Below are 26,106 nucleotides of genomic sequence, written 5' to 3'. Positions count from 1 at the left end.
TAAGGGAGGCATTTTATATGCATTTACATTTTACTCCGCGTCAAATTGTGGAAAAATTAGATCAATACATCATCGGTCAAAAAGATGCAAAGAAAGCGGTTGCTGTAGCTCTACGAAATCGATACCGTCGCAGTAAATTAGTTGAAAATTTACGTGATGAAATTGCACCTAAAAATATTTTAATGATTGGACCGACAGGTGTTGGTAAAACAGAGGTAGCACGGCGAATGGCGAAACTCGTTGGAGCACCTTTTATTAAGGTTGAAGCGACGAAATTCACAGAAGTTGGATATGTGGGTCGAGATGTAGAGTCGATGGTCCGCGATCTTGTTGAAACGTCCGTTCGCATTGTGAAAGAGGAAATGGTAGTTAAAGTTCAAGATAAAGCAGAAGAGCAAGCGAATCAACGTCTTGTTGAAATTTTAGTGCCGAGTCCGGAGAAACAATCTGGATTTAAAAATCCATTAGAAATGCTTTTTGGTGGTAATCAAAATTCAAACCAAACATCTGATGTAGAGGAAGATGATGAAATCGAAAAGAAACGTCAAGATGTGGAAAGAAAGCTTGCGGCAGGCCTTCTTGAAGATGAAGTGATATCGATCGAAGTGACGGAACAACAGTCTTCTATGTTTGATATGTTGCAAGGAACTGGCATGGAGCAAATGGGAATGAATTTCCAAGATGCACTAGGAAGTATCATGCCGAAAAAAACGAAAAAACGTAAACTTTCTGTAAAAGAAGCAAGAAAACTCTTGACAAATGAAGAGGCACAGCGCTTAATTGATATGGATGAAGTTACACAAGAGGCTGTTTATCGTGCTGAACAGCTCGGGATTATTTTTATCGATGAAATTGACAAAATTGCTGGTAAGCAGTCGAATAGCGTAGATGTATCGCGTGAAGGTGTGCAACGTGACATTTTACCGATTGTAGAAGGATCGAATGTAGCAACAAAATACGGGTCAGTAAAAACGGATTATATTTTATTTGTTGCAGCTGGAGCGTTCCATATGTCTAAACCGTCGGATTTAATTCCGGAATTGCAAGGGAGATTTCCGATTCGAGTAGAATTAACAAAATTATCGGCGGATGATTTTGTTAAAATATTAATCGAGCCTGACAATGCGCTAATTAAACAGTACATGGCGTTATTAGCGACTGAAGGTATAGAAATTGAATTTTCAGACGAAGCTATTCGTAAGATTGCTGAGATTGCTTATCAAGTTAATCAGGATACAGATAATATTGGAGCGAGAAGACTTCATACTGTTATGGAGAAGCTCCTTGAAGATTTATCGTTTGAGGCATCTGAAATTACGTTAGAGAAAATAACGATAACACCTCAATATGTTGAGGAAAAATTAGCGACAATAGCTAAAAATAAAGATGTGAGCCAGTTTATTTTGTAATAGTGTCATCAGGTGACTCGCCCTAGTTTCCAAGTGATGAAAAAATATGTAAGTAACATGTAGGAGGAAATTTTGAAATGGAATTATTAGCAAAAACGAGAAAATTAAATGCGTTATTACAGAGCGCAGCAGGAAAGCCTGTAAACTTTAGAGAGATGTCTGACACAATGTGTGAAGTAATTGAAGCGAACGTGTTCGTTGTAAGTCGTCGCGGTAAATTATTAGGATATGCGATTCACCAACAAATCGAGAACGAACGTATGAAGCACATGCTTGCAGAGCGTCAATTCCCAGAAGAGTATACGCAAAGCTTATTCCATGTTACAGAAACATCTTCAAATTTAGGTGTGGATAGTGACTACACAGCATTCCCAGTAGAAAATAGAGAATTATTCGGTCAAGGTTTAACTACAATCGTACCAATCGTTGGTGGCGGTGAGCGTCTAGGTACACTAGTATTAGCTCGTCTTGGTCAAGAGTTCTTAGACGATGATTTAATTCTTGCTGAATACAGCTCAACTGTAGTAGGTATGGAAATCTTACGTGAAAAAGCAGAAGAAATCGAAGAGGAAGCACGTAGTAAAGCTGTTGTTCAAATGGCGATTAGCTCATTATCTTACAGTGAGTTAGAAGCAATCGAGCATATCTTCGAAGAATTAAACGGAACAGAAGGTTTACTTGTTGCAAGTAAAATTGCTGATCGCGTAGGAATTACTCGTTCTGTAATCGTAAATGCACTACGTAAATTAGAAAGTGCTGGTGTTATTGAGTCTCGCTCTTTAGGTATGAAAGGAACATACATTAAAGTGCTAAACGACAAGTTTCTACAGGAACTTGCTAAATTGAAAACAAACTAATTTATAAAAAAACTCTCCTCGGTTGAGGAGAGTTTTTTGTTTTTTTAAGAGAATGATTTTGCTTACGTAAGGCGTCATAACAACGTTCATTAGAAAACTATTAATTAACCTTCAATTCCTTGCTTAAAGGAATTGAAGGTTGGTAATACTAGAATTTGAGCGTGAAAAAAAGAAAGTTTTACATTGTTCGCATTTTCGACTTGATTGTAATATTTCAGTATGATATAGTAAGCAGTGGTGTCAGTACAAAGTACACACGTTTACTGATTTAAGTGTTGGTGCTACGTTCGTAGTTTCGCTTAGAGATGAAGTAAACGGAGGATATCAAAAAACCATTTAGGAGGAACTAAATTATGTCAGTAATTTCTATGAAGCAATTGCTTGAAGCTGGTGTTCATTTCGGACATCAAACTCGTCGTTGGAACCCAAAAATGAAGCGTTACATTTTCACAGAGCGTAACGGTATCTACATCATCGACTTACAAAAAACTGTGAAAAAAGTTGAGGAAGCTTACAGAACGATGCGTGACATCGCTGCTGAAGGCGGAGACATCTTATTCGTAGGTACTAAAAAGCAAGCACAAGAAGCTATTAAAGAAGAAGCAACTCGTGCTGGTATGTACTTCGTTAACCAACGTTGGTTAGGTGGAACTTTAACAAACTTCCAAACAATCCAAAAGCGTATCAAGCGTCTTAAAGATATCGAAAGAATGCAAGAAGATGGTACTTTCGAAGTACTTCCTAAGAAAGAAGTTGTTCAACTTAAAAAAGAGTTAGAGCGTCTTGAGAAATTCTTAGGCGGTATTAAAGATATGAAAGGTCTTCCAAGTGCATTATTCGTAGTAGACCCTCGTAAAGAGCGTATTGCAGTTGCTGAAGCACGCAAATTACACATTCCAATCATCGGTATCGTTGATACAAACTGTGATCCAGACGAAATCGATCACGTTATCCCAGCAAACGATGATGCAATTCGTGCTGTAAAACTTCTTACATCTAAAATGGCAGACGCGATCCTTGAAACAAAACAAGGTGAAGAAACTGTTACTGCGTAACAAATTTGGAAAGGTGATAAGGGGTTCGGCCTTTTATCACCTTTTTTAAGGTATAAACACCTTTATAAAAGGTATAAATACATATTTTAGGAGGATGAAAAATATGGCAATCACTGCACAAATGGTAAAAGAACTTCGTGGAAAAACTGGCGCAGGTATGATGGACTGCAAAAAAGCTTTAACTGAAACTAATGGCGACATGGAGAAAGCAATTGACTTCTTACGTGAAAAAGGTATTGCGAAAGCTGCTAAAAAAGCAGACCGCATCGCTGCTGAAGGTTTAACTTTCATCGAAACAAACGGTAACGAAGGTTTAATCTTAGAATTAAACTCTGAAACTGATTTCGTTGCGAAAAACGAAGGTTTCCAAGCATTAATTAAAGAATTAGCTGCTCACTTATTAGCTAACAAACCTGCTAACGTTGAAGAAGCTATGGCTCAAACAATTGAAGGCGGCAAAACAGTAGAAGAGCACATCAATGAAGCAATCGCTAAAATTGGTGAAAAACTTACACTTCGTCGTTTCGAAATCGTATCAAAAACTGATGCAGATGCATTCGGCGCTTACCTACACATGGGTGGACGTATTGGTGTATTAACAGTTCTTGAAGGTTCTACTGATGAAGCAGCTGCTAAAGATGTAGCAATGCACATTGCAGCAGTTAACCCTAAATACATCGACCGCGATGCTGTAACAGCTGAAGAAGTTGAGCATGAGCGTCAAGTATTAACACAACAAGCTTTAAACGAAGGCAAGCCTGAAAAAATCGTTGCGAAAATGGTAGAAGGCCGTCTTGGCAAATTCTTTGAAGAGATTTGCTTACTTGACCAAACATTCGTTAAGAACCCTGATATGAAAGTTCGTCAATTCGTTGAGTCTAAAGGCGGAACATTAAAAGGATTCGTTCGCTACGCTGTTGGTGAAGGTATCGAAAAACGCGAAGACAACTTTGCTGAAGAAGTAATGAACCAAGTAAAAGGTAACAACTAATACAGATTAGGGAACACATTGTGTTCCCTTTTTTAAAATAAAGATGTAAGCAATTGGAGGTTCATTATGAGTAAACCGAAATATGATCGTGTTGTTTTAAAGCTAAGCGGAGAAGCTTTAGCTGGCGAGCAAGGATTTGGAATTAACCCAGCTGTTATTAAGTCAGTTGCGGAACAAGTGAAAGAAATTGCAGAACTTGATGTAGAGGTTGCTGTTGTTGTTGGTGGCGGTAACATTTGGCGTGGGAAAATTGGAAGCGAAATGGGCATGGATCGTGCAGGAGCAGATTACATGGGCATGTTGGCAACAGTTATGAATTCATTAGCTCTTCAAGATAGCTTAGAGAATATTGGAATTCAAACTCGCGTACAAACTTCAATTGAGATGCGTCAAGTGGCAGAGCCTTACATTCGTCGTAAAGCAATTCGTCACTTAGAGAAAAAACGTGTTGTTATCTTTGCTGCAGGTACTGGTAACCCATACTTCTCTACAGATACAACAGCAGCATTACGTGCAGCTGAAATCGAAGCGGACGTTATTTTAATGGCGAAAAATAATGTGGATGGCGTATATAGTGCAGATCCATCTATTGACCCAACAGCTACGAAATACGAAACACTTACTTACTTAGATGTATTAAAAGCAGGTTTAGGTGTAATGGATTCTACAGCTTCTTCTTTATGTATGGATAATGATATTCCATTAATTGTATTCTCGGTTATGGAAAAAGGTAACATTAAACGTGCCGTTTTAGGCGAAAATATTGGAACAGTTGTAAGGGGGAAATAAATTATGGGACAACAAGTATTGAAGTCTTCAAATGAAAAAATGGAAAAAGCAGTTGCTGCTTATTCTCGTGAATTAGCAACAGTTCGCGCTGGTCGTGCAAGCTCGTCTGTATTAGATAAGGTACAAGTTGATTACTATGGTGCACCAACACCAGTTGTGCAATTAGCGAACATTACAGTTCCAGAAGCACGTTTGCTTGTAATTCAACCTTATGATAAAACTTCTATCGGTGATATTGAAAAAGCAATTTTAAAAGCAGATTTAGGCTTAAACCCTTCTAATGATGGAACTGTAATTCGTATTGCATTCCCTGCATTAACAGAAGAGCGTCGTCGTGATCTTGTAAAAGTTGTGAAAAAATATGCTGAGGAAGCAAAAGTTGCTGTTCGTAACGTACGTCGTGACAGTAATGATGACCTTAAGAAGCTTGAAAAAGCTGGCGACATTACAGAAGATGATTTAAGAGGATATACTGAAGATATCCAAAAAGAAACAGATAAATATATTGCAAAAGTTGACGAAATCGCAAAAAACAAAGAAAAAGAAATTATGGAAGTGTAATAGCGATAATTTCGCAAATATGACCCTCTTCTTAAGGGGGTCTTTTTACACTTTTAGGCATACGTCTGCTTGTTGGAGGGTATGAATGATGTTTAAAAAGTTTCCTTTTTTTAAAAGTAAAAAGGTCACATCGTTTGATCATCTCATTGAAAAAGTGAAAAAAGGATATATCCCAGAACATATTGCTATTATTATGGATGGTAATGGAAGATGGGCAAAGAGAAGAGCCATGCCTCGCATTGCTGGTCATCATGAAGGTATGCAAGTTGTGAAGAAAATCACAAAATTTGCAAGTAAGCTTGATGTGAAAGTATTAACTCTTTATGCTTTTTCGACTGAGAACTGGAAAAGACCGAAAAAAGAAGTTGATTATTTGATGAAGCTTCCAGAAGAATTTTTAGGTGCATTTTTACCAGAGTTGATTGAAGAAAACGTACAAGTCCGAGTAATAGGGCAAAAAGATCGTCTTCCTACGCATACGCGCAGAGCGATGGAAAAAGCCATGGAAGATACGAAAGAGAATACGGGATTAATTCTTAATTTCGCGTTAAACTATGGAAGTCGAGATGAAATCGTTTCTGCTGTGCAACATATGATGAAAGATAGTGAGGAAGGAAAAATTCGTTCGGAAGAAATAAGTGAAGAAATGATTTCTTCTTACTTAATGACGAGTTCTTTACCTGATCCAGAGTTGTTAATCCGTACAAGCGGAGAGCTACGTATTAGTAATTTCATGTTATGGCAAATTGCTTATTCGGAATTTTGGTTTACAGATGTGTATTGGCCAGATTTTACCGAGGAACATTTGCTAAATGCGATTACAGACTTTCAACATAGAGGGCGCAGATTCGGAGGCGTGTAGAAAGAGAGGGTTTGGTAGTGAAACAGAGAATTATTACTGGAGTGATTGCTGCCGCGCTATTCATTCCCATCGTAATTTACGGTGGCGTGCCTTTTACAGTTTTAGTGTATGCACTTGCTTCTATAGGTTTATATGAATTAATTCGTATGAACAAGCTTACGCTTATTTCGGTACCAACAGTTTTAGCTGCAGTATTATTGTGGATTATTTTAGTTCCGAGTAGTGCATCAGAACTGTTTACGTGGATTGGATTAGGTAAATTAGAAATCACATTTGTGATTGTTTTATTACTTTTATCATATACAGTCCTTTCTAAGAATACATTTACTTTTGACAATGCTTCATTTTTACTTATGGCAACGACATATGTTGGAATGGGATTCTTATATTTAAATGAAACGAGAATATTAGGAATCAAATATGTGTTCTGTGCACTATTTGTCATATGGGCAACTGATTCAGGTGCCTATTTCATAGGAAAAGCATTTGGAAAAAGAAAATTGTGGCCAGAAATTAGTCCGAATAAAACGATTGAAGGTTCATTAGGCGGTATTGTTTGTGGAATTGTTGTTGCACTTGTTTATAACATGTTCTTCCCAGTAGAAGCGAATGTAGGAATTTTAATCGTTCTGACGATTATCATTTCTATTTTTGGACAAATTGGTGATTTAGTGCAATCTGCCTTTAAACGCCATTATGGTGTAAAGGATTCCGGTACAATCTTACCTGGACATGGTGGTATTTTAGATCGAACAGATAGTTGGTTATTTGTATTACCAATTCTATACTTCTTATTACAATACAATTAATAAATGAACGAGGGGTTGGAGTCATGAAAAACATTAGTTTACTAGGTGCAAGCGGATCAATCGGTACACAAACATTAGATGTGTTACGCTCGCACCCAGACCAATTCCGTCTCGTTGCTTTTTCTGTAGGGAAAAATGTTGATTATGCAGTAAAGGTAATTCAAGAATTTTCTCCGCAAATTGTCTCTGTGCAAAGAGAGGAAGATGTTTTAAAATTACAAGCTGTTTCTGGTAATACAAAAGTCGTATATGGTAGCGAAGGCTTATTAGAAGTAGCGCTACATCCCGATACAGAAATTGTAGTGAATGCTGTTGTAGGTAGCGTAGGGTTATTACCGACACTCCGTGCAATTGAGGCGAAAAAAACAATCGGAATTGCAAACAAAGAAACGTTAGTAACTGCAGGGCATCTTGTAATGGAAGCAGCACGAAAACATAATGTATCGTTACTTCCAGTAGACAGTGAACATTCAGCTATTTTTCAATGCTTGAATGGTGAAAATGAAAAAAGAATCTCTCGCTTAATTATAACTGCTTCAGGCGGAAGTTTTCGTGATAAAACGAGAGATGAATTGCATCAAGTGACCGTAGAAGATGCACTTCGTCATCCAAACTGGTCAATGGGTTCGAAAATTACAATTGATTCTGCTACAATGATGAATAAGGGGCTAGAAGTAATTGAAGCACACTGGCTTTTTGGTATCCCTTATGAGCAAATCGATGTTGTTCTACATAAAGAAAGTATTATTCATTCTATGGTTGAATTTGAAGATCGTAGTGTAATGGCACAGCTTGGCTCACCTGATATGCGAGTACCGATTCAATACGCGCTTACATATCCTGATAGATTACCTCTTTCAGATACGAAACAGTTAAATTTATGGGAAATGGGAACATTGCATTTTGAGAAAATGAATCAAGAGCGTTTCCGTTGTCTACGTTTTGCGTATGAAGCTGGAAAGACAGGTGGAAGTATGCCGGCTGTAATGAATGCGGCAAATGAAGTAGCTGTTGAAGCTTTTTTACAAAAGAGAATTGGTTTCTTAACAGTGGAAGACCTCATTGAAAAAGCAATGCACCATCACACTGTCATTGCACGTCCGAGCTTAGAGGAAATTCAGGAAATTGACGCAGCCACAAGACGGTTTGTGATGGAACAAATTTAGCAAAGGTGGTTATGGAATTGAATACAGCGATTGCCTTTATATTAATTTTCGGTGCACTCGTATTTTTCCATGAGCTAGGGCATCTATATTTCGCAAAAAGAGCAGGTATTTTGTGCCGCGAGTTTGCGATTGGTTTTGGTCCAAAAATATTCTCATTTGAAAAGAATGAAACGGTGTATACGATTCGATTACTGCCCCTTGGTGGCTATGTAAGAATGGCTGGCGAGGATGCGGACACAGTTGAGTTAAAACCTGGAAAAAAGGTTGGGCTTGTATTAAATGAAAAAGACGAAGTTGTGAAATTAGTTTTTGACGGACATGAAAAATATCCAAATGTTCGTGTCATTGAAGTCGAACAAGCTGATTTAGAGCATAATCTTACAATTTCGGGTTATGAAGAGTACGAGGAAGAGCTGCAAACGTTCCGAGTGAATGAAAAAGCTCGTATCATTTCTGCGGGAGAAGAAATTCAAATCGCTCCGTACAATAGACAATTTGGCTCTAAAAAATTGGGTCAACGCGCTCTAACAATCTTTGCAGGTCCTGCAATGAACTTTATTCTAGCATTTGTTATTTTTGTGATTCTTGGATTTGTACAAGGAGTTCCTGTTGACAAACCGATGGTTGGAAAAGTAATGGGGAATAGTGCTGCAGAACAAGCTGGATTAAAAGAAAACGATACAATTCAAGCAATCAATGGTAAGAACACTAGTACATGGAAAGATGTTGTAACGATTGTACGTGAAAATCCAAATAAAGAAATTACGTTACATGTAAAGCGTGATAGTGAGCAATTTAATGTGAAAGTAACACCAACGCTTGATAAAGAAGGAAAAGACGAAGTTGGTAGAATTGGTGTTTATTCTCCTGTAGAGAAAACAGTGATGGGTTCTATTAAATCAGGATTTGAACAAACATACGAATGGACGAAACTAATTTTTGATTCTCTTGTGAAATTAGTAACGGGTCAATTTTCTATTAATGAGTTGTCAGGTCCAGTAGGAATTTATAATCTAACAGATCAAGTTGTAGATTATGGATTTACGCGTGTACTAAGTTTAGCGGCAGTTTTAAGTATTAACCTTGGTTTATTTAATTTATTACCAGTCCCAGCTTTAGACGGTGGACGTTTGTTCTTCTTCTTAATTGAAGCGTTACGAGGAAAACCAATTGATCGTCAAAAAGAAGGAATGGTTCACTTTATTGGGTTTGCATTATTAATGTTGCTTATGTTAGTTGTAACATGGAATGACATCCGTAAGTTTTTCTTGTAAAATAAGAAGAAGTTTATAATGAAATAGAGCTCGTAGAATAAAATCCCTCACCTAACTCGAGGTGAGGGATTTTATTGCGTGTAAGAGTAAAATGAAGAGGTGCGAATAAATGAAACAAAGTATGGTATTCAGTCCTACATTACGTGAAGTTCCAGCAGATGCTGAAATTAAGAGTCATCAATTATTACTTCGCGCAGGGTTTATGCGTCAAAATGCTTCTGGTATTTATAGTTTTCTACCATTTGGTTTAAAAGTGTTACACAAAGTAGAACGTATTGTTCGTGAAGAAATGGAGCGCGCAGGGGCAGTAGAACTATTAATGCCAGCTATGCAAGCTTCTGAATTATGGCAAGAATCAGGCCGTTGGTATTCTTACGGATCAGAATTAATGCGTATGAAAGATCGTAATGCACGCGAGTTTGCGCTAGGGGCAACTCATGAGGAAGTAATTACAGATCTTGTACGTGATGAAATTAAATCATACAAAAAACTACCATTAACATTATATCAAATTCAAACAAAATTCCGTGATGAGCAAAGACCACGTTTCGGTTTATTACGCGGAAGAGAATTTTTAATGAAAGATGCGTATTCTTTCCATGCAACACAAGAAAGTTTGGATGAAGTATATAGCGGTTTATACAAAGCGTATTCTAATATCTTTGCTCGTTGTGGTTTGAATTTCCGTGCAGTTATCGCTGATTCTGGAGCAATGGGCGGAAAAGATACACACGAATTTATGGTGTTATCTGATGTAGGTGAAGATACAATTGCGTATTCTGATACATCTGATTATGCGGCAAATATTGAAATGGCTCCTGTTGTTGCTACGTATACGAAGAGTGATGAAGCCGAAAAAGCACTTGAAAAAGTAGCAACTCCAGATCAAAAAGCTATTGAAGAAGTATCTGCATTCTTAAATATTGCAGCGGAAAAATGCATTAAATCTATGGTGTTTAAAGTAGATGAGAAATTAGTAGTAGTACTTGTTCGTGGCGATCATGAAGTCAATGATGTAAAAGTGAAGAATGTATACGGAGCTTCAGTCGTTGAGCTTGCTTCACATGAAGAAATAAAAGAGTTATTAAACTGTGAAGTGGGTTCTTTAGGACCGATTGGTGTTACAGGGGATATCGAAATTATCGCTGACCATGCTGTAGCATCAATTGTCAATGGATGTTCAGGAGCGAACGAAGAAGGATTCCATTATGTAAATGTAAATCCAGAACGTGACTTTAAAGTAAGTCAATATACAGATTTACGCTTCATCCAAGAAGGAGACCAATCTCCAGATGGAAATGGAACAATTCTTTTCGCACGTGGAATTGAAGTTGGTCATGTATTCAAATTAGGAACTCGTTATAGTGAAGCAATGAACGCAACGTTCCTAGATGAAAACGGAAAAACAAAACCACTTATTATGGGTTGTTACGGTATCGGTGTATCTCGTACAGTGGCAGCAATTGCAGAGCAGTTTAATGATGAGAACGGTTTAGTTTGGCCAAAAGCTGTTGCACCGTTCCATGTGCATGTAATTCCAGTAAATATGAAATCTGATGCACAACGTGAAATGGGTGGAAATATCTACAACTCATTACAAGAGCAAGGATACGAAGTATTACTAGATGATCGTGCAGAACGTGCAGGTGTTAAATTTGCAGATGCAGATTTATTCGGTCTTCCAGTTCGTGTTACAGTTGGTAAAAAAGCAGATGAAGGTATTGTAGAAGTGAAAGTACGTGCTACAGGCGAGTCTGAAGAAGTGAAAGTAGAAGAACTTCAAACATATATTGCTAATATTTTAAAATAAGAAGAGGTACCTCGTAATGAGGTACCTTCTCTTTCTTTGTAAACGTATTTTGTAAAAGAAGAAGGGAGAAATCTTTCTTTGTAGTACGTTTCAATTTATAATAGCAAATGGAAGGAGAGTGCTTATGTCATTAACAAATGAACAACAAGAGCGATTTCAAATTTTGCTCCAACAGTTGCAAATACCAGAAGACCTTATAAATCAATATTTACATGGCGGTGGAATTGAAAAGCTAGTTATTGATAAAGCGAATAAAAGTTGGCATTTTGACTTACAAGTGCCACGTATTTTGCCGACAGAATTATATGAGTTGCTAGAAACAAAGCTTAAGCAATCATTTTCTCATATTGCAAGAACAACATTTGCATTAGAAACAGAGAATAAACAATTTACAGAAGAAGAAGTGAAGGCATATTGGCCGCTTTGTACAGAACGAATTACATTTTCACCTATGTTCGCGTACTTAAAGAAGCAACTTCCGCAGGTCAATGGCGTGAAGTTGCTAGTAAATGTGAATAATGAGCTGGAATCTACTGCTTTAAAGAAAAACGTTGCGAAACCAGTAGGGGATCAATACGAAGCTTTTGGATTCCCACGTTTTCAGTTAGACACACATATAAAGCAAAATACAGAAGAAATGCAAAAGTTTCGTGAGCAAACACAGGAAGAAGATCGTCAACGAGTTATACAGGCTATGGAAGAGATGGCTAAAAAGCAAGCTGAAGAAAGTGATGTTGTTCATGAAGGACCAGTTGTGCTTGGTTACCTTATTAAGCCAGATGAAGAGATTACGCCGCTGCGTGAAATTCAAGATGAAGAAAGAAGAAAAACCGTTCAAGGGTATGTTTTCCATGTAGAGACGAAAGAACTTCGTAGTGGACGTACGTTATTAACTTTAAAGATAACTGACTATACGGACTCTATTATGATTAAGATGTTCTCACGTGATAAAGAAGATATCCCGATGTTACAATCCTTGAAAAAAGGAACGTGGGTAAAAGCGCGTGGTTCAGTTCAAAATGATACATTCGTGCGTGATTTAGTTATGATCGCAAATGATATAAATGAAATAACGGGACCTTCTCGTAAAGATAAAGCAAAAGAAGGGGAAAAAAGAGTAGAACTTCATCTTCATACTCCAATGAGTCAAATGGATGCTGTTACTTCTGTTTCTAAGCTCGTTGCCCAAGCAGGAAAATGGGGGCATGAGGCTATTGCAGTTACAGACCATGCTGTTGCACAGTCATTCCCAGAAGCATATTCTGCTGGTAAAAAGGCTGGAGTTAAAGTTCTATATGGTGTAGAAGCAAATTTAGTTAATGATGGTGTGCCGATAGCGTATAACGAAGCACATCGTCTACTTGCAGAAGAAACATATGTTGTCTTTGACGTTGAGACAACAGGGTTATCTGCTGTATATGATACAGTCATTGAGTTAGCTGCTGTAAAGGTAAAAGGTGGCGAAATTATTGATCGCTTTGAATCTTTCGCAAATCCTCATCAACCATTATCGGCGACGATTATTGAATTAACAGGTATTACAGATGATATGTTAACTGATGCACCAGAAGTGGACGAAGTGTTTAAAAAGTTTGAGGAATGGATGGGTGACCATACACTTGTTGCTCATAACGCAAGCTTCGATATGGGCTTTATTAACGTAGGTTTTAAAAAGGCTGGGATAGAAAAAACGAAAAATCCAGTTCTTGATACGTTAGAACTTGCACGTTTCTTATTCCCGGAAATGAAAAATCATCGATTAAATACGATGTGTAAAAAGCTTGATATTGAATTAACGCAACATCACCGTGCGATTTATGATACAGAAGCAACGGGATATTTACTTGTGAAGATGTTAAAAGATGTAATTGAAAAGGGATTTGAATATCACGATCAACTAAACGATAGTATGGGACAAGGGGATGCATATAAACGTGGGCGTCCAAGTCATATGACATTACTTGCCACATCAGATGTTGGGTTGAAAAATTTATATAAACTTGTTTCATATTCTCACTTGAATTACTTTTATCGTGTACCACGTGTACCACGATCACTATTAAAAAAATATCGTGAAGGCATTATAGTAGGAACAGCTTGTGACAAAGGTGAAGTGTTTGAAGCTATGATGCAAAAAGCGCCTGAAGAAGTAGAAGAAATTGCGCAGTTCTACGATTATATTGAGGTCATGCCTCCAGAAGTGTTACGTCATTTAGTAGAACGTGAACTCGTTCGAGATGAAGGACAGTTAAAAACAATAATTTCTAACCTAGTAAAACTAGGTGAGACGTTAGATAAGCCAGTTGTTGCTACTGGGAATGTGCATTATTTAGATCCAGAGGACGCGATATATCGGAAAATTTTAGTCAGTTCGCAGGGCGGAGCTAATCCGTTAAATCGCCATTCATTACCGCCTGTACATTTCCGTACAACAAATGAAATGCTAGATTGTTTTTCATTCTTAGGTGAAGACAAAGCAAAAGAAATTGTTGTGACAAATACACACAAGATTGCATCATTAATTGGTGATGTTCATCCAGTAAAAGATGATTTATATACACCGAAAATTGAAGGTGCCGATGATGAAACACGTGATATGAGCTATGTAATGGCACGAAGTATCTATGGAGATGAACTACCGGAAATTGTAGAAGCTCGTTTGGAAAAAGAATTGAAAAGTATTATTGGACATGGATTCGCCGTTATTTATTTAATTTCACATAAGCTTGTGAAAAAATCGTTAGTAGACGGTTATTTAGTAGGTTCGCGTGGATCGGTAGGTTCATCATTTGTTGCAACGATGATGGAAATTACAGAAGTAAATCCATTACCACCACACTATGTATGTCCAAATTGTAAACAATCAGAGTTCTTTAATGACGGTTCTGTAGGTTCTGGTTTTGATTTGCCAGATAAAGAATGCCCAACATGTAATGTTCCATATGTGAAAGATGGGCATGATATTCCTTTCGAAACATTCCTTGGATTTAAAGGGGATAAGGTGCCGGATATCGATTTGAATTTCTCCGGAGAATACCAACCACGCGCCCATAACTATACGAAATTACTGTTCGGTGAAGATTATGTATACCGCGCAGGAACAATTGGTACGGTTGCGGAAAAAACCGCTTATGGGTATGTGAAAGGTTATGCTAATGATCATAACTTAACAATTCGAAATGCAGAGATTGATCGCTTAGTTGCGGGATGTACAGGTGTAAAGCGTACGACCGGACAGCATCCAGGTGGTATTATCGTTGTACCAGATTACATGGATATTTTTGACTTTTCACCAATTCAGTTTCCGGCTGATTCAATAGGTGCTGAGTGGAGAACAACGCACTTTGACTTCCACTCAATTCATGATAATTTATTGAAACTTGATATATTAGGACACGATGATCCGACTGTTATTCGTATGCTTCAAGATTTAAGTGGTATTGACCCGAAAACAATCCCAACGGATGATCCAGAAGTAATGAAGATTTTCTCTGGTCCAGAATCTTTAGGGGTAACGGAAGAACAAATTAACTGTAAAACAGGTACACTTGGTATACCAGAGTTTGGTACGAAATTCGTAAGACAAATGTTAGAAGAAACGAAACCAACGACGTTTTCAGAGCTTGTCCAAATTTCTGGACTGTCCCATGGTACAGATGTATGGTTAGGTAATGCGAATGAATTAATTTATAACGGTACGTGTACACTGAGTGAAGTTATCGGTTGTCGTGATGACATCATGGTATATTTAATTTATCAAGGCTTGGATCCATCATTAGCCTTCAAAATCATGGAGTCGGTGCGTAAAGGTAAAGGTGTACCAGAAGAATGGGAAGAGGAAATGAGAAATAACAATGTACCAGGTTGGTATATTGATTCATGTAAGAAGATTAAGTACATGTTCCCTAAAGCCCATGCGGCTGCTTACGTACTTATGGCTGTACGTATCGCATACTTTAAAGTACATTTCGCACTTTTATTCTATGCGGCATATTTTACAGTTCGTGCAGATGACTTTGATGTAGAGGCGATGGCGAAAGGTTCAGCATCCATACGTGTGAAAATTGATGAAATTGCACAAAAGGGATTGGATGCAGCACCGAAAGAGAAGAGTTTATTAACGGTACTAGAAATGACACTTGAAATGTGTGAGCGTGGTTATTCATTCCAAAAGGTTGATTTATACCGCTCGCATGCAACCGAATTTATAATTGATGGGGATACTTTAATTCCTCCATTTAATGCAGTGCCTGGTCTTGGTACAAACGCAGCTTTCAGTATTGTTGAAGCTCGTAAAAATGGTGATTTCTTATCAAAAGAAGACTTACAGCAGCGCAGTAAGGTTTCTAAAACGATTATTGAGTATTTAGATGGTCAAGGTTGTCTAGGAGATTTACCGGATCAAAACCAATTGTCACTGTTCTAATAGGTAGGAAAAGTCTTTGCAAATCAATATTTGCTATGGTATACTATAAACCGAGATAACCATGTCATGTATATTTTGTGAAAAAGAGAGTGGGGAAACCCACTCTTTCGTGTTACTATCTACATTTTGTCTATGTAGATAGTAAAGATATTTCTGTCGTATATACATATTTTGTTACAAGTTTTACTTCTTAAATTTGGTAATACTAGGACAGATATTCCCTGCTTAACGGCAGGGGCTTTTGTTAGCTAACGAGAAAGAATAAGATAGACCGTCTTTATGAACGGGATCTTTTCTTGTAAATGGTACATGGCGGCAGGAAGGAGGCTGTTTATGGATAAGAAAGTCACAGAAGTTGTAGAAGCATTTGCGCAGCCAATCGTTGAAGAGTTAAATCTTGAACTTGTAGATGTAGAGTATGTGCAAGAAGGACAAGACTGGTTCTTACGCGTATTCATCGATTCTGAAAAGGGAGTCGACATTGAAGAATGCGGTGCGGTAAGTGAACGTTTAAGCGAAGCTTTAGATAAAGAGGATCCAATTCCTCATCTTTACTTTTTGGATGTATCATCTCCTGGAGCGGAACGCCCATTAAAGAAAGAGAAAGACTTCCAGCAAGCGGTAGGAAAACAAGTGGCAATTAAAACATATGAGCCGATTGATGGTGAGAAGATGTTTGAAGGAAAGCTACTTTCCTACGACGGTACTACAATTACACTACTATTAACAATTAAAACACGTAAAAAAGAAATCCAAATTCCAATGGATAAAGTTGCAAATGCGCGACTTGCTGTTACGTTTTAGTAAGAAGGGGGATCTTCATGAGCACTGAGTTGTTAGATGCTTTGCTCGTATTAGAGTCAGAAAAAGGTATTAGTAAAGATATTATTATTGATGCGATTGAAGCAGCATTAATCTCTGCTTATAAACGCAATTTCAACCAAGCACAAAACGTTCGTGTGAGCTTTAACCCAGAAGTGGGAACAATTCAAGTTTTAGCACGTAAGGACGTTGTGGATAATGTATTTGATCCACGTCTTGAAATCTCTGTAGAAGAGGCAAGACAAATTAATCCAAACTACCAAGATGGCGATGTACTAGAAATTGAAGTAACGCCAAAAGATTTTGGTCGTATTGCAGCGCAAACTGCAAAACAAGTTGTAACACAGCGAGTTCGTGAGGCGGAACGTGGTGTTATTTATTCAGAATTTAGTGATCGTGAAGAAGACATTATGGTTGGTATTGTACAGCGCCAAGATGCTCGTTTCATCTATGTAAGCTTAGGTAAAGTAGAAGCTTTATTACCTGTAAGTGAGCAAATGCCAAATGAGCAATATAAACCACATGATCGTATTCGCGTATTTATTACAAAAGTAGAAAAGACAACAAAAGGACCACAAATTTACGTATCACGTACACATCCTGGTCTTTTAAAACGTTTATTCGAAATGGAAGTTCCAGAAATTTATGATGGAACTGTAGAAATTCGCTCTGTAGCACGTGAAGCAGGCGACCGTTCTAAAATTTCTGTATATGCAGAGAATATCGATGTTGATCCAGTAGGTTCTTGTGTAGGACCAAAAGGACAACGTGTACAACGCGTTGTAGATGAACTAAAAGGTGAAAAGATTGACATCGTTCGCTGGTCGAATGACCCAGTTGAATATGTTGCAAATGCTTTAAGTCCATCACAGGTTGTTAAAGTACTTGTAGATGAAGCAGAGAAAGCAACAACTGTTGTTGTTCCAGACCACCAGCTTTCATTAGCGATTGGTAAGCGTGGACAAAATGCGCGTCTTGCAGCTAAATTAACAGGCTGGAAAATTGATATTAAAAGTGAGTCTGATGCGAAACAACTTGGTATTGTGACAGAAGAAGATAACGTAATCGCATTCGGATTCGATTCAGCTGAAGACGAAATCGAATAGAGGTGATGAGTATGAGCAATCGAAAAGTTCCGTTACGAAAATGTATTGCGACGCAAGAGATGAAATCAAAACGAGAGCTAGTTCGCATTGTTCGTTCCAAAGAGGGCGAAGTGTCTATTGATTTATCAGGAAAAAAATCAGGACGAGGTGCATATTTATCAAAAGATAAAGAAAGCATTATTCAAGCTCAAAAGAAAAACATTTTGGAACATCATCTAAAAGCGAAAATCGACAGTTCTCTGTACGAAGAGCTTCTTGAGCTTGTTGAGAAGGAGTCGAAATAAGTGTCTGATTGGAAATCATTTTTAGGACTAGCAAACCGCGCTCGAAAAATTATTTCGGGTGAAGAACTCGTTTTAAAAGAAGTACGAAGTGGCAAAGCAAAGCTAGTATTGCTTTCTGAAGATGCGTCAGCGAACACTACAAAACGCATCATTGATAAAACCACGTACTACAACATACCAATGAGAAAAGTCGAAAATCGACAACAATTAGGGCATGCGATTGGGAGAGACGAGCGAGTCGTCGTAGCTGTGTTAGATGAAGGCTTTGCGAAAAAGCTACGTAGCATGCTCGATACAAATTACCGGGGGTGAAGGTATGAGTAAAATTCGAGTACATGAATATGCAAAAAAAAATAATATCTCAAGTAAAGATCTTATGACAAAACTAAAAGAGATGAATATCGAGGTTTCGAATCATATGACAATGTTAGAAGATGAAGTAGTAAACAAATTAGATAATCAATATAACACTGGAGCAGAAAAACCTTCTGTTGCAGATGAGTTTGAAGTAGAAGAGAAAGTTGTTCGCAGTAAAAAGAACAGCAATAAGAATAAGAAAAAAGGCAAAGCAAATGAAGACAAACGTCAAGATAACTTTGCTGGAAGACAACAAACACAAATAGTAGAAACGCCAGATAAAATCACTTTCTCTGGAAGCCTTACAGTAGGTGACCTTGCTAAAAAGTTAAGCAAAGAGCCATCTGAAATTATTAAAAAGCTCTTCATGCTAGGAATTATGGCAACAATTAACCAAGACTTAGATAAAGATACAATTGAGTTAATTGCAACTGATTACGGTATTGAAGTAGAAGAAGAAGTAGTTGTAAGTGAAACTGAATTTGAAACATTCATCGATGAGCAAGATGATGAAGAAAACTTAAAAGAACGTCCAGCTGTTGTTACAATTATGGGACACGTTGACCATGGTAAAACAACATTGCTTGACTCTATCCGTAATTCAAAAGTAACTGCTGGCGAAGCTGGTGGAATTACTCAGCATATCGGTGCATACCAAGTTGATGTAAATGATAAGAAAATTACGTTCTTAGATACACCAGGTCACGCGGCATTTACAACAATGCGTGCTCGTGGTGCACAAGTAACAGATATTACAATTCTTGTTGTTGCAGCTGATGACGGTGTTATGCCACAAACAGTTGAAGCGATTAGCCATGCGAAAGCAGCTGGAGTACCAATTATTGTTGCTGTGAATAAAATGGATAAACCAGCGGCAAATCCTGATCGTGTAATGCAAGAATTAACAGAATATGAATTAGTTCCAGAAGCTTGGGGCGGAGACACGATTTTCGTACCAATTTCTGCGATTCAAGGCGAGGGAATTGACAACTTACTAGAAATGATCCTTCTTGTGAGTGAAGTAGAAGAATATAAAGCAAATCCAAATCGCTATGCAGCTGGTACTGTAATTGAAGCACAGCTTGATAAAGGTAAAGGAACTATCGCGACATTACTTGTTCAAAACGGTACACTTCGAGTTGGAGATCCAATTGTTGTTGGAACATCATTCGGTCGTGTTCGTGCAATGGTAAGTGATATTGGTCGTCGTGTAAAAGTTGCTGGTCCATCAACTCCTGTTGAAATTACAGGTTTAAATGAAGTGCCACAAGCGGGAGATCGTTTCATGGCATTCGCTGATGAGAAGAAAGCTCGTCAAATCGGTGAATCACGTGCACAAGAAGCGTTAGTTGCACAACGTGGTGAGAAATCTAAATTCAGCCTGGAAGATTTATTCCAACAAATCCAAGAGGGCGATGTAAAAGAAATTAACTTAATTGTGAAAGCAGACGTACAAGGTTCTGTAGAAGCAATGGCAGCGTCACTTCGTAAAATTGATGTTGAAGGCGTAAAAGTGAAAATTATCCATACAGGCGTAGGTGCGATTACAGAATCTGATGTTATTTTAGCTTCTGCATCTAATGCAATTGTAATTGGATTTAACGTACGCCCTGATGTAAATGCGAAGCGTACAGCTGAATTAGAGAAAGTTGATGTTCGTTTACACCGTATTATCTATAAAGTAATCGAAGAAATTGAATCAGCAATGCAAGGTATGCTGGATCCAGAATTCGAAGAAAAAGTAATCGGTCAAGCGGAAGTTCGTCAAACATTCAAAGTAACAAAAGTTGGAACAATCGCAGGTTGTTACGTAATAGACGGTAAAATCACACGTGATAGTGGCGTTCGTATTATCCGTGATGGCGTAGTAGTCTTCGAAGGAAAACTTGATACGTTAAAACGTTTCAAAGACGACGTAAAAGAAGTTGCACAAAACTATGAGTGTGGTATTACAATTGAGAGATATAATGATCTTAAAGAAGGGGACATCATTGAAGCATACGTTATGGAAGAAGTGAAGCGATGATTATCGCTTCACTCTCATTCGAGTGTATGATTTACGATGTGCATTCTTTAAAAGAGAAACGAGCAATTTTGCAACGTGTGTTAACTCGTGTGAAACAGCGCTATAATGTAGCTGTTTCTGAAGTTGGGCATCAAGATGTATGGCAACGTACAGAAATTGCAATTGTTTCCGTATCCTCAAATCGTGTTGTCTGTGAAAAAGAAATGAATCGTGTACTTGAGTATATCGATTCATTTCCTGAAATTGAACGTACGATAACACATTTGGAATGGTATTGAATGAGGTGAAGAGTTATGAAATTACGTGCGAACCGTGTGGGCGAGCAAATGAAAAAAGAATTAGGCGACATTATCAGTCGTAAAATTAAAGACCCACGTATTGGATTTGTTACAGTAACAGATGTACAAGTAAGTGGAGATTTACAAATTGCTAAAGTATATATTTCTGTTTTAGGTGACGAAGAACAGAAAGAAAATACATTAAAAGGTTTAGCGAAGGCAAAAGGCTTTATTCGTTCAGAAATTGGCCAACGTATTCGTCTTCGTAAAACACCGGAAATTTCCTTCGAGTTTGATGAGTCTATCGGATATGGTCATCGAATTGATACACTTTTACATCAAATTAATAAAGACGGTAAACGTGAAGAATAATGGATAGACATTTGTCTATCCATTTTTTCCATGTAAAATAAGTTTTGCATAATTGCAATTACTACAAAAGAATAACGATGAGGTGAATATATGGAAGGTGTAGTATTATTACATAAGCCAAAGGGAATGACATCACATGATTGTGTGTTCAAATTAAGAAAGATATTGCGTGAGAAACGAATTGGTCATACAGGGACACTGGATCCAGATGTAACAGGAGTATTACCTATTTGCGTTGGGCGTGCAACAAAAATCGCGCAATTTTTGACAAGTGAAACAAAAACATACGAAGGTGAAGTGACATTAGGATTTTCAACAACAACAGAAGATGCTTCTGGTGAAGTTGTGGAGAAACAAGATGTAAATCGTGTCATTACACGTAAAGAAGTAGAAGAGGTACTAGCGGAACTAACAGGGACAATTGAACAAATGCCACCGATGTTCTCAGCTGTAAAAGTTAACGGAAAAAAACTATACGAATATGCAAGGGCAGGACAAGAAGTTGAACGTCCAGTTCGTACAATTACAATTCATGAATTTGTATTACTTGATGAACGTGAAGTTTTTGAAGGAGAAAACATTTCATTTCGTTTCCGTGTAACGTGTAGTAAAGGAACATATGTAAGAACACTAGCAGTAATGATTGGTGAAAAACTTGGATTTCCATCACATATGTCTCACCTTGTAAGAACAGCATCTGGTGAATTTTTACTAGAAGATTGCATATCATTTGAAGAAATTGAAGAAAGCGTGCAAAATGGAACAGTAGAGTCTATTTTCATCTCAATCGATGAGGCGCTAAGTAAGTTTCCAAAAATGGTTGTAGATGAAAAGCAAGCTGAAAAAATAAAGAATGGCATGTTCTTAAAGAATGAATTAGAAACAACAGCACCATTTATTACAGTATTTGATAAAAATGATAGTTGCTTAGCAATTTATGAGCATCACCCAAAACACCCTGGCATGCTAAAGCCAATGAAAGTACTTGTGAATAATCAAGAACTAAAGCTATAATGAATTATTGGAAGGATTATTACAGAAAAAGGTGAATTCAAGCGTGAAACTTATTCATTTAACTCATCCACATGAACAAAATAAAATAGAATTACCACCTACTGTAATGGCATTAGGATATTTTGATGGCATTCATTTAGGACATCAACGTGTGATTCGAACAGCGAAAAAAATAGCGGATGAAAGAGGATGTAAAAGTGCTGTCATGACGTTCCATCCACACCCATCTGTTGTATTAGGGAAAAAAGAAGCGCATGTGGAGTATATTACACCGATGCGTCTTAAAGAAGAAATCATCGCAAGTTTAGGAATTGATATCTTATATGTGGTGAAATTCGATGAGTCATTTGCTGGATTATTGCCACAACAGTTTGTCGATGAGTATATTATCGGTTTAAATGTAAAGCATGTAGTAGCAGGCTTTGATTATTCATATGGACGTTTAGGAAAAGGGAAGATGGAGACTTTACCATTTCATGCAAGAGGGGAGTTTACACAAACCGTGATCGAAAAAGTTGAATATCAAGAAGAAAAAGTAAGTTCTACTTCATTACGAAAGTTAATTCGAAACGGTGAAATGGAACAAATTCCATCTATTTTAGGGAGAGCTTACACGGTAGAAGGAACAGTTGTACACGGTGATAAGCGTGGACGTCAAATTGGTTTTCCAACTGCAAATGTAGGTTTAAGTGATGAATATCTGTTGCCATCTGTAGGTGTATATGCGGTAAGGTTGAAGGTTCATGATGAATGGCATGATGGTGTATGTAATATCGGATATAAACCAACTTTCAAAGAGAATGAGCGTCAATTATCTATTGAAGTGCATCTATTTGAATTTAATAAAGACATATACGATCAAAGTGTTACAGTGGAGTGGCACATGCGTATAAGAGAAGAAAAAAAGTTTAATGGAATTGATGAGTTAGTTGCGCAAATCGCTCAAGATAAAAAGGTTGCCCAAGAATATTTTGCGAGCGTAAAGAATATACTTGCTTTTTCAAATGAAAAGTAGTATTCTATGTTATGTACTTTATGACAACCATTACTTGGCATTGCGACTCACCGATGCTTGCTAGGTAACTGGGGGTTTAATTATTAGGAGGTGAAATAGGATGGCTTTAACACAAGAGCGTAAAAATGAAATCATTGCACAATTTAGAACTCATGAGACTGATACTGGTTCTCCAGAGGTTCAAATTGCTGTCCTAACGGAGCAAATTAACACTCTAAACGAGCACTTACGTACTCACAAGAAGGATCATCATTCACGTCGTGGTCTATTAAAGATGGTTGGTAAACGTCGTAACTTACTTACTTACCTTCGTAATAGCGATATCACACGTTACCGTGAATTAATCACAAAGCTTGGCTTACGTCGATAGTCAAAGAAGCGGGAATATTCCCGCTTTTTTGTTAGGTAAAAATATATCTTCTACTCTTTATAGCTTACTTAATTTTCGGCAATACTAGAGGAAAGAATATTGTGATATACTATCCATTTACATAGAAGAATTGAATATTTTAAATTGAGAGGGGTACTTAAATGAGTCAGGAAAAGCAAGTCTTCTCGATAGATTTAGCTGGTCGTCAGCTAACAATTGAAACAAGTCAGCTTGCAAAACAAGCAAACGGAGCAGTATTAGTAAGATATGGCGACACAGCAGTTCTATCTACAGCAACTGCATCAAAAGAGCCAAAAAATGTAGATTTCTTCCCGCTTACAGTAAACTATGAAGAGCGTTTATATGCAGTCGGAAAAATCCCAGGCGGTTTTATTAAGCGCGAAGGCCGTCCAAGTGAAAAAGCAATTTTAGCAAGTCGTTTAATTGACCGTCCAATCCGTCCACTTTTCGCAGATGGTTTCCGTAATGAAGTACAAGTTGTCAGCATCGTAATGAGTGTTGATCAAGACTGTTCTTCTGAGATGGCAGCTATGCTTGGTTCTTCATTAGCATTATCTATTTCAGATATTCCATTTGAAGGTCCAATCGCAGGCGCGACAGTTGGTCGTATTAATGGCGAGTTCGTTATTAATCCAACAGTAGAACAGCAAGAACAAAGTGATATGCACCTTGTTGTAGCTGGTACGAAAGATGCAATTAACATGGTTGAAGCAGGAGCGGATCAAGTACCTGAAGAAACAATGTTAGAAGCAATTATGTTCGGACACGATGAAATTAAACGTCTAATTGCATTCCAAGAAGAGATTGTACAAGCTGTCGGTAAAGAGAAAACAGCAGTGAAACTTTATGAAGTGGATGCTGATTTGAACCAAGCTGTACGTGAAATGGCTGAGACAGATATGCATTCTGCAATTCAAGTGCACGAAAAACATGCACGTGAAGATGCAATTAGCGTAGTGAAAAAGCGTGTAATTGAGCATTACGAAGCTGAGGAAGCTGATGCTGATACATTAGGACAAGTAAGTGAGATTTTATATAAAATTGTAAAAGAAGAAGTACGTCGTCTTATTACAGTTGAAAAAATCCGCCCAGATGGTCGTAAAGGTGACGAAATTCGTCCTTTAGCATCAGAGGTTGGCATTTTATCTCGTACACATGGTTCTGGTCTATTCACACGTGGACAAACGCAAGCATTAAGTATTTGTACATTAGGTGCATTAGGCGATGTGCAAATTTTAGATGGTCTAGGTGTAGAAGAGTCAAAACGCTTTATGCACCATTATAATTTCCCTTCATTTAGTGTTGGTGAAACAAGACCAATGCGTGGACCAGGTCGTCGTGAAATTGGTCACGGTGCACTAGGAGAACGTGCTCTTGAACCTGTACTTCCATCTGAAAAGGATTTCCCATATACAGTTCGTCTTGTATCTGAAGTATTAGAATCAAATGGTTCAACTTCACAAGCGAGTATTTGCGGTAGTACATTAGCGATGATGGATGCGGGTGTACCACTTAAAGCGCCAGTTGCTGGTATTGCAATGGGTCTAGTGAAATCTGGTGAGCATTACACAATTTTAACAGATATTCAAGGAATGGAAGATCATTTAGGTGATATGGACTTTAAAGTAGCAGGTACTGCAAAAGGTGTAACTGCACTACAAATGGACATTAAAATCGATGGTTTATCTCGTGAGATTTTAGAAGAAGCATTACAACAAGCGAAAGTTGGTCGTATGCACATTCTAGATCACATGTTATCTGTTATCGCTGAACCTCGCATTGAGTTATCTGCGTATGCTCCGAAGATTATTACAATGGCAATTAACCCAGATAAAATTCGTGATGTTATTGGACCAAGTGGTAAACAGATTAATAAAATCATTGAAGAAACTGGCGTTAAAATTGACATCGAGCAAGATGGTACAGTATTCATTTCATCAATTAATCAAGAGATGAATGAAAAAGCGAAGAAAATTATCGAAGATATCGTTCGCGAAGTACAAGTAGGCGAAATCTACTTAGGAAAAGTTAAACGTGTTGAAAAATTCGGTGCGTTCGTTGAATTATTTAGCGGTAAAGATGGACTTGTTCACATCTCTGAACTTGCACTTGAGCGTGTAGGTAAGGTAGAAGACGTTGTGAAAATCGGTGATGAGATTTCAGTTAAAGTTATCGAGATTGACAAACAAGGTCGTGTAAACTTATCTAGAAAAGTATTGCTAAAAGAAGAGCAAGAAAAAGAAGCTGCTAAAGAAGAAGCAGCTAAAGAAGAAAACGCACAAGAGCAACAATAAGTGAAAGCCAGTTTAGCTGGCTTTTTTTGTTATGTAAAAAATGTGATTCATTTAGATTTTTATGTGAGTATAGGTATAGTTTTCATCATAACGCTCAAATTAACAAAGATAAGAAGAAAATGGTTTCTTTTTTATAGT

23 protein-coding genes are annotated in these 26,106 nt (G+C 37.6%); all 23 read left to right on the top strand.

Annotated features, from left to right (window positions below):
• Positions 1-17 precede the first annotated feature (17 nt).
• The 23 genes from hslU (at position 18) to pnp (ending at position 25,968) form a co-directional block, all read left to right on the top strand.
• On the top strand, positions 18-1,409 hold the full coding sequence (hslU, locus tag MHB76_RS17960) for an ATP-dependent protease ATPase subunit HslU (protein ID WP_002111373.1): 1,392 nt from the start codon (positions 18-20) through the stop codon (positions 1,407-1,409).
• Positions 1,410-1,486: 77 nt separating this feature from the next.
• Positions 1,487-2,266 (top strand): GTP-sensing pleiotropic transcriptional regulator CodY, encoded by a 780-nt coding sequence (codY, locus tag MHB76_RS17955; RefSeq protein WP_002160737.1) that lies wholly within the window; start codon positions 1,487-1,489, stop codon positions 2,264-2,266.
• Positions 2,267-2,619: 353 nt separating this feature from the next.
• Positions 2,620-3,321, top strand: coding sequence for a 30S ribosomal protein S2 (gene rpsB / locus MHB76_RS17950; protein ID WP_078172935.1), 702 nt, complete (start codon positions 2,620-2,622; stop codon positions 3,319-3,321).
• A gap of 103 nt (positions 3,322-3,424) precedes the next feature.
• Positions 3,425-4,312: a translation elongation factor Ts gene (gene tsf / locus MHB76_RS17945; protein WP_002146097.1), complete on the top strand. Its 888-nt coding sequence runs from the start codon at positions 3,425-3,427 to the stop codon at positions 4,310-4,312.
• A 66-nt stretch (positions 4,313-4,378) separates the two neighbouring features.
• A complete protein-coding gene (gene pyrH / locus MHB76_RS17940; RefSeq protein ID WP_002146098.1) occupies positions 4,379-5,101 on the top strand; it encodes a UMP kinase in 723 nt (240 codons plus the stop codon).
• A gap of 3 nt (positions 5,102-5,104) precedes the next feature.
• Positions 5,105-5,662 (top strand): ribosome recycling factor, encoded by a 558-nt coding sequence (frr, locus tag MHB76_RS17935; protein WP_000531506.1) that lies wholly within the window; start codon positions 5,105-5,107, stop codon positions 5,660-5,662.
• An 85-nt stretch (positions 5,663-5,747) separates the two neighbouring features.
• Entirely contained in the window at positions 5,748-6,524 is a 777-nt protein-coding gene (uppS, locus tag MHB76_RS17930; RefSeq protein ID WP_002111371.1) for an isoprenyl transferase, read from the top strand.
• Positions 6,525-6,541: 17 nt separating this feature from the next.
• The gene (cdsA, locus tag MHB76_RS17925) at positions 6,542-7,333 is read left to right on the top strand and encodes a phosphatidate cytidylyltransferase (RefSeq protein WP_000813576.1); all 792 of its coding nucleotides are present in this window, start codon (positions 6,542-6,544) and stop codon (positions 7,331-7,333) included.
• 23 nt (positions 7,334-7,356) lie between these two features.
• On the top strand, positions 7,357-8,499 hold the full coding sequence (gene dxr / locus MHB76_RS17920) for a 1-deoxy-D-xylulose-5-phosphate reductoisomerase (protein ID WP_002014547.1): 1,143 nt from the start codon (positions 7,357-7,359) through the stop codon (positions 8,497-8,499).
• A 17-nt stretch (positions 8,500-8,516) separates the two neighbouring features.
• Positions 8,517-9,773, top strand: coding sequence for an RIP metalloprotease RseP (rseP, locus tag MHB76_RS17915; protein WP_002160740.1), 1,257 nt, complete (start codon positions 8,517-8,519; stop codon positions 9,771-9,773).
• 109 nt (positions 9,774-9,882) lie between these two features.
• A complete protein-coding gene (locus tag MHB76_RS17910) occupies positions 9,883-11,583 on the top strand; it encodes a proline--tRNA ligase (RefSeq protein ID WP_002160741.1) in 1,701 nt (566 codons plus the stop codon).
• Positions 11,584-11,707: 124 nt separating this feature from the next.
• Positions 11,708-16,009, top strand: coding sequence for a PolC-type DNA polymerase III (locus MHB76_RS17905; RefSeq protein WP_078172936.1), 4,302 nt, complete (start codon positions 11,708-11,710; stop codon positions 16,007-16,009).
• Between the two features lie 333 nt (positions 16,010-16,342).
• Positions 16,343-16,813 carry a ribosome maturation factor RimP gene (gene rimP / locus MHB76_RS17900; protein WP_000359098.1) on the top strand — a complete coding sequence of 157 codons (471 nt, stop codon included), beginning with the start codon at positions 16,343-16,345 and terminating at the stop codon, positions 16,811-16,813.
• A 17-nt stretch (positions 16,814-16,830) separates the two neighbouring features.
• Entirely contained in the window at positions 16,831-17,937 is a 1,107-nt protein-coding gene (gene nusA, locus MHB76_RS17895) for a transcription termination factor NusA (RefSeq protein ID WP_002111366.1), read from the top strand.
• Between the two features lie 11 nt (positions 17,938-17,948).
• Positions 17,949-18,221, top strand: a complete 273-nt coding sequence (gene rnpM, locus MHB76_RS17890) for an RNase P modulator RnpM (protein ID WP_002088161.1) — start codon at positions 17,949-17,951, stop codon at positions 18,219-18,221.
• Positions 18,222-18,533: a YlxQ family RNA-binding protein gene (locus tag MHB76_RS17885; RefSeq protein WP_001286519.1), complete on the top strand. Its 312-nt coding sequence runs from the start codon at positions 18,222-18,224 to the stop codon at positions 18,531-18,533.
• Positions 18,534-18,537: 4 nt separating this feature from the next.
• A complete protein-coding gene (gene infB, locus MHB76_RS17880) occupies positions 18,538-20,604 on the top strand; it encodes a translation initiation factor IF-2 (RefSeq protein ID WP_002111364.1) in 2,067 nt (688 codons plus the stop codon).
• Complete coding sequence (locus MHB76_RS17875; protein WP_002088157.1) at positions 20,601-20,882, top strand: DUF503 domain-containing protein; 282 nt, start codon at positions 20,601-20,603, stop codon at positions 20,880-20,882. Before infB ends, MHB76_RS17875 begins: the two co-directional genes overlap by 4 nt.
• Positions 20,883-20,897: 15 nt before the next feature.
• On the top strand, positions 20,898-21,254 hold the full coding sequence (gene rbfA, locus MHB76_RS17870) for a 30S ribosome-binding factor RbfA (RefSeq protein ID WP_002146104.1): 357 nt from the start codon (positions 20,898-20,900) through the stop codon (positions 21,252-21,254).
• 90 nt (positions 21,255-21,344) lie between these two features.
• Positions 21,345-22,268 (top strand): tRNA pseudouridine(55) synthase TruB, encoded by a 924-nt coding sequence (gene truB, locus MHB76_RS17865; protein ID WP_002160743.1) that lies wholly within the window; start codon positions 21,345-21,347, stop codon positions 22,266-22,268.
• Between the two features lie 43 nt (positions 22,269-22,311).
• Positions 22,312-23,283: a bifunctional riboflavin kinase/FAD synthetase gene (gene ribF, locus MHB76_RS17860; RefSeq protein WP_078172937.1), complete on the top strand. Its 972-nt coding sequence runs from the start codon at positions 22,312-22,314 to the stop codon at positions 23,281-23,283.
• Between the two features lie 100 nt (positions 23,284-23,383).
• Positions 23,384-23,653 carry a 30S ribosomal protein S15 gene (rpsO, locus tag MHB76_RS17855; RefSeq protein ID WP_001229392.1) on the top strand — a complete coding sequence of 90 codons (270 nt, stop codon included), beginning with the start codon at positions 23,384-23,386 and terminating at the stop codon, positions 23,651-23,653.
• A gap of 161 nt (positions 23,654-23,814) precedes the next feature.
• Positions 23,815-25,968: a polyribonucleotide nucleotidyltransferase gene (pnp, locus tag MHB76_RS17850; protein WP_002111362.1), complete on the top strand. Its 2,154-nt coding sequence runs from the start codon at positions 23,815-23,817 to the stop codon at positions 25,966-25,968.
• Positions 25,969-26,106: the final 138 nt, after the last annotated feature.

This window comes from Bacillus sp. FSL M7-1345, assembly GCF_038006985.1.
GTDB lineage: Bacteria > Bacillota > Bacilli > Bacillales > Bacillaceae_G > Bacillus_A > Bacillus_A cereus_U.
This window is presented reverse-complemented; position numbering and strand designations above follow the sequence as displayed.

Excerpts from the sequence above, each read along its gene's own strand:
- truB (WP_002160743.1), top strand. The coding sequence starts at position 21,345 with ATGGAAGGTGTAGTATTATTACATAAGCCAAAGGGAATGACATCACAT.
- rbfA (WP_002146104.1), top strand. The coding sequence starts at position 20,898 with ATGAAATTACGTGCGAACCGTGTGGGCGAGCAAATGAAAAAAGAATTA.
- nusA (WP_002111366.1), top strand. The coding sequence starts at position 16,831 with ATGAGCACTGAGTTGTTAGATGCTTTGCTCGTATTAGAGTCAGAAAAA.
- pyrH (WP_002146098.1), top strand. The coding sequence starts at position 4,379 with ATGAGTAAACCGAAATATGATCGTGTTGTTTTAAAGCTAAGCGGAGAA.
- MHB76_RS17910 (WP_002160741.1), top strand. The coding sequence starts at position 9,883 with ATGAAACAAAGTATGGTATTCAGTCCTACATTACGTGAAGTTCCAGCA.
- codY (WP_002160737.1), top strand. The coding sequence starts at position 1,487 with ATGGAATTATTAGCAAAAACGAGAAAATTAAATGCGTTATTACAGAGC.
- rimP (WP_000359098.1), top strand. The coding sequence starts at position 16,343 with ATGGATAAGAAAGTCACAGAAGTTGTAGAAGCATTTGCGCAGCCAATC.
- MHB76_RS17905 (WP_078172936.1), top strand. The coding sequence starts at position 11,708 with ATGTCATTAACAAATGAACAACAAGAGCGATTTCAAATTTTGCTCCAA.
- MHB76_RS17875 (WP_002088157.1), top strand. The coding sequence starts at position 20,601 with ATGATTATCGCTTCACTCTCATTCGAGTGTATGATTTACGATGTGCAT.
- infB (WP_002111364.1), top strand. The coding sequence starts at position 18,538 with ATGAGTAAAATTCGAGTACATGAATATGCAAAAAAAAATAATATCTCA.
- rnpM (WP_002088161.1), top strand. The coding sequence starts at position 17,949 with ATGAGCAATCGAAAAGTTCCGTTACGAAAATGTATTGCGACGCAAGAG.
- rpsB (WP_078172935.1), top strand. The coding sequence starts at position 2,620 with ATGTCAGTAATTTCTATGAAGCAATTGCTTGAAGCTGGTGTTCATTTC.
- frr (WP_000531506.1), top strand. The coding sequence starts at position 5,105 with ATGGGACAACAAGTATTGAAGTCTTCAAATGAAAAAATGGAAAAAGCA.
- uppS (WP_002111371.1), top strand. The coding sequence starts at position 5,748 with ATGATGTTTAAAAAGTTTCCTTTTTTTAAAAGTAAAAAGGTCACATCG.
- pnp (WP_002111362.1), top strand. The coding sequence starts at position 23,815 with ATGAGTCAGGAAAAGCAAGTCTTCTCGATAGATTTAGCTGGTCGTCAG.
- tsf (WP_002146097.1), top strand. The coding sequence starts at position 3,425 with ATGGCAATCACTGCACAAATGGTAAAAGAACTTCGTGGAAAAACTGGC.
- dxr (WP_002014547.1), top strand. The coding sequence starts at position 7,357 with ATGAAAAACATTAGTTTACTAGGTGCAAGCGGATCAATCGGTACACAA.
- hslU (WP_002111373.1), top strand. The coding sequence starts at position 18 with ATGCATTTACATTTTACTCCGCGTCAAATTGTGGAAAAATTAGATCAA.
- rpsO (WP_001229392.1), top strand. The coding sequence starts at position 23,384 with ATGGCTTTAACACAAGAGCGTAAAAATGAAATCATTGCACAATTTAGA.